At 35.1% G+C, this 12,999-nt stretch carries 9 protein-coding genes and 2 pseudogenes; 6 read left to right on the top strand and 5 right to left on the bottom strand.

Annotated elements, in window-relative coordinates:
* Positions 1-14: 14 nt before the first annotated feature.
* Entirely contained in the window at positions 15-1,253 is a 1,239-nt protein-coding gene (gene tilS, locus HF197_RS04260) for a tRNA lysidine(34) synthetase TilS (protein WP_168464391.1), read from the bottom strand.
* Between the two features lie 106 nt (positions 1,254-1,359).
* Between tilS and HF197_RS04255 the strand changes: the two genes are divergently transcribed.
* Positions 1,360-1,875 carry a gamma carbonic anhydrase family protein gene (locus HF197_RS04255; protein WP_168464390.1) on the top strand — a complete coding sequence of 172 codons (516 nt, stop codon included), beginning with the start codon at positions 1,360-1,362 and terminating at the stop codon, positions 1,873-1,875.
* A gap of 52 nt (positions 1,876-1,927) precedes the next feature.
* Here the strand turns inward: HF197_RS04255 and tnpC (HF197_RS04250) are convergent.
* Positions 1,928-3,288 (bottom strand): annotated as a pseudogene (gene tnpC, locus HF197_RS04250) (IS66 family transposase).
* Between the two features lie 40 nt (positions 3,289-3,328).
* On the opposite strand from tnpC (HF197_RS04250), the gene HF197_RS04245 reads away from it, so the two are divergent.
* A complete protein-coding gene (locus HF197_RS04245; protein WP_168464389.1) occupies positions 3,329-3,541 on the top strand; it encodes a hypothetical protein in 213 nt (70 codons plus the stop codon).
* Between the two features lie 48 nt (positions 3,542-3,589).
* Here HF197_RS04245 and HF197_RS04240 read toward each other — a convergent pair whose 3' ends face one another.
* From HF197_RS04240 to HF197_RS04230, 3 genes are all read right to left on the bottom strand, one after another.
* Complete coding sequence (locus HF197_RS04240; RefSeq protein WP_168464388.1) at positions 3,590-3,973, bottom strand: hypothetical protein; 384 nt, start codon at positions 3,971-3,973, stop codon at positions 3,590-3,592.
* Between the two features lie 65 nt (positions 3,974-4,038).
* Positions 4,039-6,840, bottom strand: a complete 2,802-nt coding sequence (uvrA, locus tag HF197_RS04235) for an excinuclease ABC subunit UvrA (protein ID WP_168464387.1) — start codon at positions 6,838-6,840, stop codon at positions 4,039-4,041.
* Between the two features lie 215 nt (positions 6,841-7,055).
* Positions 7,056-8,012, bottom strand: a complete 957-nt coding sequence (locus HF197_RS04230) for an IS5 family transposase (RefSeq protein WP_168463866.1) — start codon at positions 8,010-8,012, stop codon at positions 7,056-7,058.
* A gap of 821 nt (positions 8,013-8,833) precedes the next feature.
* On the opposite strand from HF197_RS04230, the gene purF reads away from it, so the two are divergent.
* From purF to tnpC (HF197_RS04210), 4 genes and pseudogenes are all read left to right on the top strand, one after another.
* On the top strand, positions 8,834-10,219 hold the full coding sequence (gene purF / locus HF197_RS04225) for an amidophosphoribosyltransferase (protein ID WP_168464386.1): 1,386 nt from the start codon (positions 8,834-8,836) through the stop codon (positions 10,217-10,219).
* Between the two features lie 151 nt (positions 10,220-10,370).
* Positions 10,371-11,195 carry a hypothetical protein gene (locus tag HF197_RS04220; RefSeq protein ID WP_168464385.1) on the top strand — a complete coding sequence of 275 codons (825 nt, stop codon included), beginning with the start codon at positions 10,371-10,373 and terminating at the stop codon, positions 11,193-11,195.
* Positions 11,162-11,509 carry a hypothetical protein gene (locus HF197_RS04215; protein ID WP_168464384.1) on the top strand — a complete coding sequence of 116 codons (348 nt, stop codon included), beginning with the start codon at positions 11,162-11,164 and terminating at the stop codon, positions 11,507-11,509. Before HF197_RS04220 ends, HF197_RS04215 begins: the two co-directional genes overlap by 34 nt.
* Before the next feature lie 56 nt (positions 11,510-11,565).
* Positions 11,566-12,926 (top strand): annotated as a pseudogene (gene tnpC, locus HF197_RS04210) (IS66 family transposase).
* Positions 12,927-12,999 lie beyond the last annotated feature (73 nt).

Raw genomic sequence — 12,999 nt, 5'->3', positions numbered from 1 at the left:
AAAATATCTCTTAATTAACTAAGAGTTAATTTTAACAAATTCTTTTCTATAGTGCAAGAAATAATGTACTTTATTTCATTATTAGTATATGGGTAAGCAAGTACTTTTCCATCTTTGTATATAACGGGTAATGAGTAATAAATTTCAGGACAACAAGAGTTATCTCTTAAGAATTCAGGAATTTTTTGTAATGGAGCAATGACAACAGAACATTCCTGTTTTTCAAGTATTGTGCAAATGAATCTATTGTCCCACTTAATGGGTTCATTTAAAGGTAAGTTTACAGTTACCTCTCTTATTTTTGCTGCTTCTCTAATTATCAAGATGCTTTCTTCATACTTTCTTATTTTGCATCCAGAAAGTGTACGGTTAACATTGCTATCTTTTTGTACTATCTCATTAAATATAGCAATAAGCTTGCAATACCTAGGTTTATAGTGCTTATTGCCAACCGCCATTATAGAATACAGCAGAAGCCTCAGCGCTATTTCCTCTGGCAATTCATAGAATTTACTCAGTTTAATCTCGATATAACCAAAATCATGCATGTTAACACAATCATTAAATGCCATATGCGTATAGTGCGCCAATGCTTTTGCAGCTCTTTTCATGTGCAGAGCCGTAAGGCAGACTCTCTCTGTTAAAACTTCTTGATTGTCACTTGCTTTAAGTAAATTGCGGTATAAAGTACGCTTATATTTCAAATCCTGATTGCTTCTATCTTCAATCCAGTTTAGTTGATGGAAATTTGCGTATTTTTCTATATCATTGCGGTTAAAATTCAATAACGGCCTTAATATGCAAACACCATTCAGGAAAGATTTGCAATCCATCGACGATAGTCCATCTATGCCACTACCGCGCTCAAGTCTTAACAAAAATGTTTCTGCTTGATCATCTTTATGGTGAGCAACAAGTAAATACTCAACACCATTTTTTTTACACCATTCTGTCAGTAGTTGATATCGCGCTTTCCGTGCCTGTGCTTGAATATTACCTTTTATGCTATCCCTTTTCCAGCTGAGTATATAAGATTCCTTTGCTCCCAGTTCTTTTGCATAATTTATAACAAACTCTGTTTCCTTCTTAGATTCTGGGCGCAAGCTATGATCCACTGTTAGTACTACATGTTCTATCGACAAATTAATTACTAAATGCAATAAAACTATGCTGTCTATACCACCTGAAACTGCAATTGCAACTCGGTCTTTATCGGCTATAAAATTATTTTTAAGTAATGATTCTAATTTCATCTAATCTTAACAAGTTTATAGTTATATTATACATAAAAAATATTACTTCTTTAAAGTTAAGACTAATTGCCTGGTATATTTTTCTTTAAATAGTTATATAAAAAATATGAGCTATTACATTTTAAAATATAAAGATTATGAACCAAAAATAGATGAAAGTGCTTTCGTAGCTGGAGGTTCACAGATTGTAGGTAAGGTTGAAGTAGGGAAAGATGCTAGCATTTGGTTTAATTGTACAGTAAGAGGGGATGTTGGATCGATAAAAATAGGTGATGGAACGAATATTCAAGATGGTACAGTAATTCATGTGGATAGAAATCAAGGTGGCGATACAATAATTGGCAGTATGGTAACAGTAGGACATGCTTGTTTGCTGCATGCCTGCACAATCCACGACAAAGCATTTGTTGGTATGGGCTCTATTGTTATGGATCATGCGATTATTGAGTCCGAGGCTATGGTAGCTGCTGGTTCGCTAGTTACGCATGGAAAGGTGATAAAGAGTGGAGAAGTATGGGCAGGCCGACCAGCAAAATTTTTCAAAAAAATGTCAGATGAGGAAGTTAAACATATTACACAATCTGCATATAATTACATTACACTGATGAAAGAATATAAATAAACCTTCTATTTCATTACTTGTATAGTTGATTGTATCCATTCAGGTGTATGGCTTAAGAAGCAATAGCCAGTAGGTTTTGAAAAGGATTTAACTTCTTTTGCCTCCAAGTCAAGTACAATGAAATTATCCTCTCAAGAAACATATTTCCCCGTTTCGATTGTGTAAAATATGAAACTTTTCGGTAAACAACGTAATGCCGAATCTGTCGCTCAGCATAGTTGTTTGTCAGTGGAATATTTTCTGGATCGTCCAAAAATTTCCACATCATCAGATCCGATTTCATGATATTTTTTGCTACTCGAGACGCTCCAATTGCCTCAGGTAAATTTGATATATTCTTTAAGTAATATCTCGTTCGCTTGCGTAATTTTCTTGCTCTTCTTATGAACCTTAATGTGTCTATTTCATCCTTTAACAGAGCTTTTTTCAATGCAAATAATTCAGTAGCAACATTCCTTAAATAATACCCCAAAACTTTCACTTCGCTATTCCAACTATGAGACAACCTTTCAAAATCTCTTGCTAAATGTGCCCAACAGACCTGCCTTTTCTTGCTGGAAAAGTAGTTGTAAGCTGCATATCTGTCGGTCACTACTAGGTTGTTATTCTTTCCAAATTTACTATTTTCCAGGACTTTCATCCCTCTTGACTCTGTCAATTTGATCACACTTCCTATTTTGCTCGCAAACATCCAGCACCAGCCCTGTTTACCTTTGTTGTAATGGCTAGTTTCATCGATATGTAAAATTTTGCTCTTGCTTACCTCTTCCTCAATTTGCTCATATGCTTCTTGGCATTTTTCTGCCACTCTAGCCTCGCTATTTGATACACTACCGACGCTGATATCCAGGTTGAAAATGTCCTTTATAATATTTGCCACTTCTTTTTTCGAATTCTTGTAAAATCCACTTAATGCTGCAATTACTGACTTAACTCTTGGACCAAATGTGTCCGCAGTTACTCCTTCTTGTAGCTTGCTACTTTTTCTTTTTCCACATCTTTTGCAACGTCCATGCTCTAGTTGATATTCAACTACATACGGCTTGATTTCCGGCAAATCGACCTTTTGATGAGTATACGGATCTTTTGATACCGCAATTTCTCCTCCGCACTCACACGTATTGGGCAGTTCTATTTTTACCATCTCATCTGCCTCCATTTTAGGGCGGTAACTGCCTTTATGTCCAACCTGTGCTCCTACTTTCCTGTCACTTTTTGGCTTATTTTCCCTCATCTTATATAATTCTTTGGAGCTTGGTATAGATGAATTTTTTGAACTTAAGCCAAGCCTTTCTTTTAACTCAGCGTTTTCGATCCTTAGCGCTTTATTTTCTGCTTTAAGCTCTTCTATTTTTGTTTCTAACTTTTCTATAGTCTGCTTAAACTTTCGCAAAATTCTAAAAGATCAACCATATTACCTCATAGCCACTCTAGTTTACCTTTTTAGCATTCCTTGTCTACTCTTTATTTTACCGCCCGGCTGAATGGATACCTTCAGGGCTTCTCATTTCATCCTGAAACCTTATCAACAGCCCAAACAAGTGGAGTTATGATTAATGCAAAAGCCCAAATAACAAAAGTGCAAATGCAGCTCAAAACCATGTTAATAAACTTAGCTATTTTGCCACTATGCTCCCCTGCCTTACTTGATAACATATTTGAATAATCAACTAGCGATTTTGTGTTTTCTTTAAGATCATTATTATCTGTTACTTTAGCTAGCCCCTTTGCTGGCCAGTATGATGTATATGCAAATGGTGCATATAAAAGCTGTAATGGTATATAAAATGATCCAAAGGGCTACATGCTCTAAAATAGAAGACAGCTTTTTTGGTCTATCGCCTAAGGTACCTATATATTGAGTACCAAAAACCATCCTTGATCTAGCTCTATCTACGTATTGATATTTTTGAACGCCAAAAAACATATCCTTTATCGGCCCTACAACACTATCGATATAGCGCACGGACTGATAAAAACTATTTTGTGCATCTTTGTTACTGTAACGGCTCTTTTCATGGACTCCATTAAAAGTACATTTGGCAGGAACAATCCCGCTCTCAGTGTAGCCTATGAAGTTTTTCCATGTATTTAACATATAATTCCCCTTATGAATAACCATTTAACTAGTATAACCTAATTTAAGATAAATTACAATAAATTTTACACTTTAATTAATTTTGATAGATATGGCATAAGGTACTTGCCAGTAACGCTCTCTGGTATATCTGCAATTTCTTCTGGAGTGCCAGTTGCAACCACTTTGCCACCTTTAATTCCACCTTCAGGGCCGATATCTATTATATAATCTGCAGTTTTTATAACGTGCAGGTTGTGCTCGATTACTATTACAGTATTACCTAATTCAACTAATTTATGAAGTATTTTTAGCAAATTATTTATATCTTCAAAATGCAACCCAGTTGTTGGTTCATCAAGAATATATAATGTTTTTCCGGTGGAGCGCTTTGATAGCTCTTTCGATAACTTTATTCGCTGTGCTTCACCACCAGAAAGCGTCGTTGACGATTGCCCTAGTTTTATATAGCCAAGTCCTACTTCCTGCAGAGAAATTAACTTTTCATGTATTATCGGAAGGTTTTCAAAAAAATCACAAGCTTGGTCTATTGTCATATCAAGAATATCAGATATTGACTTTCCTTGATAGGTAACTTCTAGTGTTTCACGATTGTATCGCTGCCCTTTGCATTGCTCACACTTTACATAAACATCAGGTAAAAAATGCATTTCTATCTTTAAATACCCATCACCTTTACATGCCTCACATCTTCCTCCCTTGGTGTTAAATGAAAATCGGCTTATGTTATATCCCCGTGCTTTTGACTCTGGAAGACCTGCAAACCAATTTCTTATATGGGTAAAAATACCAACATAAGTTGCTGGGTTTGACGCTGGAGTTCTACCAATTGGCGATTGATCAACTTCTATCACTTTATCTATAAATTCAAGCCCATCTATCTTATCACATCTGCCATACCTTGCAGATGCGTTGTGTATCTTATGCGCTGAATACTTATATAGTGTTTCTATTACTAAACTTGACTTTCCTCCACCTGATATTCCAGTTACACAGATCAGATTTCCTATAGGAAATTTTACATTTATATTCTTTAAATTATTTTCATGTGCGTTGATTACTCTAATACATTGCAATGCTTGCTTTCTCTTTTCCGGAATTGAAATTCCCTTCTTTCCACTTAAATATTGCCCCGTTATACTCTCTGAACTTTTTTGTACCTTATCTGGTGTTCCTTCCGCAACAATTTTTCCACCATTTACACCAGCTCCAGGTCCAATATCAATTACATAATCTGCTGTCATTATTGTGTCTTCATCATGCTCAACAACAATTACAGTATTTCCCATATCCCTTAAATTCTTAAGTGTAGCGATCAGTCGATCATTATCACACTGATGAAGACCAATTGAAGGTTCATCAAGAACATATAAAACTCCTGTTAATCCTGAACCGATTTGCGAAGCAAGCCTGATTCTTTGACTTTCACCGCCGGAAAGTGTACTGGATTCACGATTAATCGTGAGGTAATTAAGTCCTACATTCTTTAAAAAAGTTAGCCTTTTGCTTATTTCATTTAATATTTTACTTGAAATTTGCCTTTGTGATTCCGTGAGCTTTTCTGGTAAATTTCCAAACCAATTTAGGGATTCATCGATGCTGAATTCTGATACTTCACCTATGTGCTTTTCATTAATTTTTACTGTAAGTGCTTCTTTTCTCAGCCTGAAACCAGCGCACTCTTTGCAATTAGTGACAGAACAATATTGCTCAACCAACGTCTCATCATAGTCCATCTGATTTTCTAATATATTCACCAAACCTTGAAACTTACCAGAGCCAAAGAGTATCGTGTCTTTCATCTCTTGAGCTAAATTTTTCCATGGAATATTGATGCGACTTTCAATTAGTGATAGAATTGCATTTTTCAAAAATCCGCTACTTGTCTGCATGCGATGTGATACTTGTCCAACTGGCTTTAAAGCACCATCTGATACTGATAGAGTTTCATCAGGCACAATTAGCTTTGTATCCACACTCAGTTTTTTACCAAGCCCATTACATGCACTGCATGCTCCATAAGGGCTATTGAAGGAAAAGAGCCTTGGTTCTATCTCCTCTAATGTGAACCCAGTCTCAGGACATGCAAAATTTTCTGAGAAGGTCAAAATCTGGCCATTTTTGTACTCAGAATTATGATTTTCTGGTAGATCCACTATTTCTACATACATAAGACCATGACCAAGTTTTAGTGTGGATTCTATACTACTTGGTAAGCGATTTCCCAAATCATCCGATATTGACACCCTATCTACAACTACAAAAATATCGTGCTTTTTATTTTTATCGAGCTTAGGTAAATTACTTATATTATGAACTTCACCATTTATCTTTAATCTTGCGTAGCCCTGTCTTTTAACGTCCAATATTTCTTTATGATGCTCACCCTTGCGGCCACGCACAATCGGGGCAAGTACATATATTTTAGTTTCCAAAGGTAATGCCATTATTACATCGACAATTTGCGGTACAGTTTGCTTAGTGATTGGCAATCCTGTTGCAGGTGAGTAAGGAATTCCTATGCGTGCGTATATTAAGCGCAGGTAGTCATATATTTCAGTAACGGTTCCAACTGTTGATCTTGGATTTTTTGAAATTGACTTCTGATTAATAGATATCGCAGGAGAGAGTCCACTAATTGACTCAACGTCTGGTTTATCTTGAATATTGAGAAATTGACGCGCATAGGCTGATAAGCTCTCCACATATCTGCGTTGACCTTCTGCATAAATTGTATCAAATGCAAGACTTGACTTACCAGAACCACTAAGCCCCGTGATAACAACTAATTTATTTTTTGGTATGTTAACATCTATACCCTGCAGATTATGCTCTCTTGCCCCTTTTACCACTATAAAGTCATTCATAATAATTATACCATATTTCGTATATTTTACTATTATAACCTAAAAATACGTGAATTTACAGTAATATGTTCATCCCTCCTCTTATTTTGTCTAATTATTGTAGGAAATTAGGTAGCTACTTAAGTAGCTACCGGTGTTTAGATAAGTTCACTATTTATGAATTCCAGCTGGCTTTGTTGCATCGCTCTTTGGATAGGAGGCAATGCATAATAAATTCATGAAGCTATCTCAAATTTAGCCATGCCTATTTCAGTAAATTTGTTCAGCAAATAACACTTGAGTAGCATTTCTTTCTCACGGTTAATCTCAGATTTGTTCCTAAAACTAAACCCAAATGTTTGCTTCAGTCGCGAGAAAAAACTTTCTATATAAGATCTCTTCCCATAATTTATCTCTTTTTTCCACTTCTTCATACCATCTTCACCATATGACTTTATGAGCTTGATTGTAGAATTTCTCTCAGCCATATAATCCAGCTTTGGATGCTCCACTGCATTGTTTTGCAGAGGAATTTTTGTCTTTATGCCAAGCTCATTGCACAATTTGTATAACTTCTTTCGATTATATGCTCTGTCTGCATATAGTGTGCTTATATTGTATTTAGCATTAGCCCTTGCAATAAGATCACAGGCTCCATAGTGGTCAGAATAAACTCCACTACTGTATTTTGCAGCTATGACTTTTTTGCTACCTATCTCCAGCATTACATGCAATTTTCTTGTTTGCTTATAGCCACGGTACTTTCTATCTGTACCGTTTGCCTTACTATGGCCTGGAATATTATTGTAGATGCTTATTCCAGTGCTATCTATGGCGATCTCAATATTTTCCATACTGTTTTTATCATGTCTTCGATCATTAATTTTTAAGTTAAGCTTTTTGAATCTTCTGGAAGCCTGGGAATAGCTGATAACTTGCAAATTTTTTCCTATTTGCTCAAGGTATCCCGCTATAAACCCCACCGTTTGTCTTAGGCCTATTCTAAACAAATAAGTTATTATGTGAATTAGAATTACGACTTTATCACTATAAATATTGTTGCTACCGGCCATTTTGGGACTTTTTTCGTACCAATTTTCTATGGCATCGTTGACGTAATAAAAAATATTTCCTCTTTCTTGGAGAAATTTGTTATATTCGTAGCAGTTACTGACTTTCATTTTGACTGGCATATTTTTCCTTTGTCGGTTAAATGCCTGTTTATAATGAATTTCGTCAGTAACTCCCAGTTCTTTTTACTTTAGCTATGCAACAAAGCCCACTGGGATCCAGCCTTTTACATTCCATTCAAAATAACTTTTATATTCATCATTTATGCTCAATTGAAATTCCCGGATTCTAGCGTTATGCGCTAGAATGACATCATTTTCTAGTGTATGAAGACCATATTACGTAGAAAAATTCAGTTATTTCCATTTTGGAAATAACTGCTTTTGAGGCATATGGGCCGTAAAATTCATGGAAATCTTTATAGATTAAAGGAAATTGGGTACCTGTAGCAAACTGTGGAAAAATTCAGTTATTTCCAAAACGGAAATAACTGAATTTAAGGTATATTATGGGCCATAAAGAAAGGTGTCATTCTAGCGTGTGACGCTAGAATCTAGGTCTTTTTAACTTGATCCTATAATCAAATCATAGTATGACAAAAAAGCTTTATTATTAAAATATTTCTATTAACTTTGTAAGTATACCTACCCATTCTACTTCCTTTAAAAATATCATTACTAATATATAAATTTTATCCAATACTCTTAATTTTCGTCGACTTTTTAATAAGATTATGGGAAATTATATGAAAATCAGTTATTTCCAAAACGGAAATAACTGGTCTTTAAAAGTATGTTGCCGCATGATAATAGCGTTAAAGTTGTAATTTTGAAGTTTATGGAAGCTTTGATGTTTGTATGGTTGTGGGCTATCTTTTACAAATATTAAAAAGTACTTGTACTTTGTGCCTACCAAGGTAAAATTAGGCTTTATAGATAATTTTATGCTTGATGAAGTGCATGAAGAGTGCGGGGTATTCAGTATAAATTGCAATGAAAATGCGATTTTTAATTCTATACTTGGTCTCCACGCTTTGCAGCATAGAGGTCAGGAGTCTTTTGGCATAGTAGCTAGCGACAACAGCAAGTTACATTCTTATCACTTTCAAGGTCAAGTTAGCAGCGTATTTGATGATGTAGAAGAGATAAGGAAATCCTTGCCAGGAAATCATGCAATAGGTCATGTGCGTTATGCAACAAGCGGCAGTAAACTTGGAGCACAGCCAATATCTGGCAATAGTGAAAAATTTGGGGATTTTGCTGTAGCGCACAATGGTAATTTAATTAACGTCTCTTCAACGCGTGAGCAATTAATTGAACAAGGTTATGTTTTTCAATCAGATATTGATACAGAAGTGATTGTGCATTTGATAGCAGGCAGTACAAAAGGTAATTTCTTAGAGGGCTTTATAGATGCATTAAAGCAAATAAATGGGGCTTATTCCCTTGTGGCAATAAATCAAGAAACAATCATTGGTGTACGCGATCCAGCGGGAATCAGGCCTCTCGTTTTAGGAAAATTAGGTGATTCGTATGTGCTTGCATCGGAAACCTGTGCTCTTGATATCATAAATGCAGAATTTGTTAGAGAAATACAACCTGGCGAATTGGTAGTTATTAATCCAGACGGTGAGCTAACCTCGGTGTTTCCTTTTGTGCAACAGAAATCAAGTTTTTGTATCTTTGAATATGTCTATTTTTCAAGGCCAGACAGCATAATGGAAAATAGATCCATATATGATACAAGAAAGGAAATAGGAAAAACACTTGCACAGGAAAGCCCGCCACAAAATAACATAGATATGATTGTACCAATACCTGACTCTGGAATACCAGCAGCAATTGGCTATGCAGAGCATTCAGGACTCCCTATGGAGCTTGGGATAATCCGCAATCATTACATAGGTAGAACTTTTATACAACCAACTGCTGAGGTACGTAAAGTTAGAATAAAGTTAAAATTTGATGCAAATAAGCATATTTTAAAGGGTAAAAATATAATTTTAATAGATGACAGCATAGTACGTGGCAGTACATTAAGAAATGTAGTGGTGATGCTAAAGAATGCAGGTGTAGGGGAAATTCACCTTAAAATTTCAAGTCCAACGATTAAATATTCTTGTTTTTATGGAATTGATACACCAGATTGCAAAGATTTAATTGCTGCAAATCAATCAATAGAAGAAATGACAAAAAGCATATGCGTAGATAGCTTAGCCTTTTTGAGTGTTGATGGGTTATATCAAGCTGTAAAAGGGGAGACACGTAATGACACAGTGCCACAATACTGCGATGCTTGTTTTACTGGCAATTATCCTATTGGTAAATAAGTCTAGTCTATAGATAAAGTTTCAGAAGGAAACGACTCTCTTGTTATATTTCATGTTAATCCGTAGTTAAGATTTAATATATTATGTTAAAATATTGATATTATTAACATAATAATGTCAAATTTTAATATATTAATAAATTGGAAAAAACATGCTAGGATATAATAACGAATATGAATATGAACTTGAGAAATTAAAAACAAGCGACAATGTAGACGATGATCGTCTATTTACGTTTTTAACGGAGAGTGAAGATGCATTATCACGTGACATCTTTTTAGAGTATTTAGAAAATTATATAGAATATATCTCGTATAACATTGATAAATATAAAGGTGTATTATATGAGCCTATACGTTGTAAAATCAATCAACTTCAATCAAAATTAGGCCATCAGGCAAATAGTGGCAAATTATTTACAGTTACTAGGCATTACCATAATAATTTCCCCAAAGAATATGACAAATTATTTTCTGGCAAGATCTGTGATTTAAATAATGTAGTAACAAAGTGCATGGGAATTCCATCGCTGAAGGGAATATTTGAAAAAAAAACTGGAAGAAATACGTGGGAAGGAGTGTGTCTATCACTTTCCAATTTTCTCACAGACTTAGGGCCAGAAGGCAAAAAAGACTTTGATGATTTATTTAGCTTAGCAAATTGTGATATTAAAAAATTAAATGAGGAAAATTTTAAAAAATTCCGAAGCAATAAGCTAGAAGATAAAGAGTTAGAAGAATTGTTTTTACTTGCTAAAATGTTAATAAAAGCAGCTACTGCTTTAGAAGCAAGAAATATCAATGATATGTTTGGAGGCTGTGTTGATTGTGGTAAACCGCTTCCTGTTAAGTATTTAGAAAAATATAAAAATCCTATTAATTTGAGGCAAAAGGATCTCAAATTTCTATTAATAGGTAATTTATTCAAAAACATTTGGAAAAGATGGAAAAAGGAGAAGTTTTGTCTTTTGGCATAACTGGACACGCAGTAGCAGTAATAAGAGTAGAAGAAGGACATATGTTTTTTGACCCTAACAAAGGAGTAGTAGGACCATTATCAAAAGAAAAAATCTGTGATATTCTAGAGTGCAGTGCTAATTATCACTTGCATAGAAGGAAAGAGCCTTACCTTTTTCCATTGTTCGAAATATTGAATTCAGCTGAAACAATAAGGAAAGTAACAGCACACATGATATGTGAAGAGCATACTACCATCAGCAGGCTAAATAAAGAACTACGTACTGCCATCAAAAATGGCAAACCCAATGGTATCCATTCAGCCGGGCGGTAAAATAAAGAGTAGACAAGGAATGCTAAAAAGGTAAACTAGAGTGGCTGTGAGGTAATATGGTTGATCTTTTAGAATTTTGCGAAAGTTTAAGCAGACTATAGAAAAGTTAGAAACAAAAATAGAAGAGCTTAAAGCAGAAAATAAAGCGCTAAGGATCGAAAACGCTGAGTTAAAAGAAAGGCTTGGCTTAAGTTCAAAAAATTCATCTATACCAAGCTCCAAAGAATTATATAAGATGAGGGAAAATAAGCCAAAAAGTGACAGGAAAGTAGGAGCACAGGTTGGACATAAAGGCAGTTACCGCCCTAAAATGGAGGCAGATGAGATGGTAAAAATAGAACTGCCCAATACGTGTGAGTGCGGAGGAGAAATTGCGGTATCAAAAGATCCGTATACTCATCAAAAGGTCGATTTGCCGGAAATCAAGCCGTATGTAGTTGAATATCAACTAGAGCATGGACGTTGCAAAAGATGTGGAAAAAGAAAAAGTAGCAAGCTACAAGAAGGAGTAACTGCGGACACATTTGGTCCAAGAGTTAAGTCAGTAATTGCAGCATTAAGTGGATTTTACAAGAATTCGAAAAAAGAAGTGGCAAATATTATAAAGGACATTTTCAACCTGGATATCAGCGTCGGTAGTGTATCAAATAGCGAGGCTAGAGTGGCAGAAAAATGCCAAGAAGCATATGAGCAAATTGAGGAAGAGGTAAGCAAGAGCAAAATTTTACATATCGATGAAACTAGCCATTACAACAAAGGTAAACAGGGCTGGTGCTGGATGTTTGCGAGCAAAATAGGAAGTGTGATCAAATTGACAGAGTCAAGAGGGATGAAAGTCCTGGAAAATAGTAAATTTGGAAAGAATAACAACCTAGTAGTGACCGACAGATATGCAGCTTACAACTACTTTTCCAGCAAGAAAAGGCAGGTCTGTTGGGCACATTTAGCAAGAGATTTTGAAAGGTTGTCTCATAGTTGGAATAGCGAAGTGAAAGTTTTGGGGTATTATTTAAGGAATGTTGCTACTGAATTATTTGCATTGAAAAAAGCTCTGTTAAAGGATGAAATAGACACATTAAGGTTCATAAGAAGAGCAAGAAAATTACGCAAGCGAACGAGATATTACTTAAAGAATATATCAAATTTACCTGAGGCAATTGGAGCGTCTCGAGTAGCAAAAAATATCATGAAATCGGATCTGATGATGTGGAAATTTTTGGACGATCCAGAAAATATTCCACTGACAAACAACTATGCTGAGCGACAGATTCGGCATTACGTTGTTTACCGAAAAGTTTCATATTTTACACAATCGAAACGGGGAAATATGTTTCTTGAGAGGATAATTTCATTGTACTTGACTTGGAGGCAAAAGAAGTTAAATCCTTTTCAAAACCTACTGGCTATTGCTTCTTAAGCCATACACCTGAATGGATACAAAGAAGTTAAATCCTTTTCAAAACCTACTGGCTATTGCTTCTTAAGCCATA

The sequence above is a fragment of the Wolbachia endosymbiont of Ctenocephalides felis wCfeT genome, from assembly GCF_012277295.1.
In the GTDB taxonomy this organism is placed as follows: Bacteria; Pseudomonadota; Alphaproteobacteria; order Rickettsiales; family Anaplasmataceae; genus Wolbachia.
This window is presented reverse-complemented; position numbering and strand designations above follow the sequence as displayed.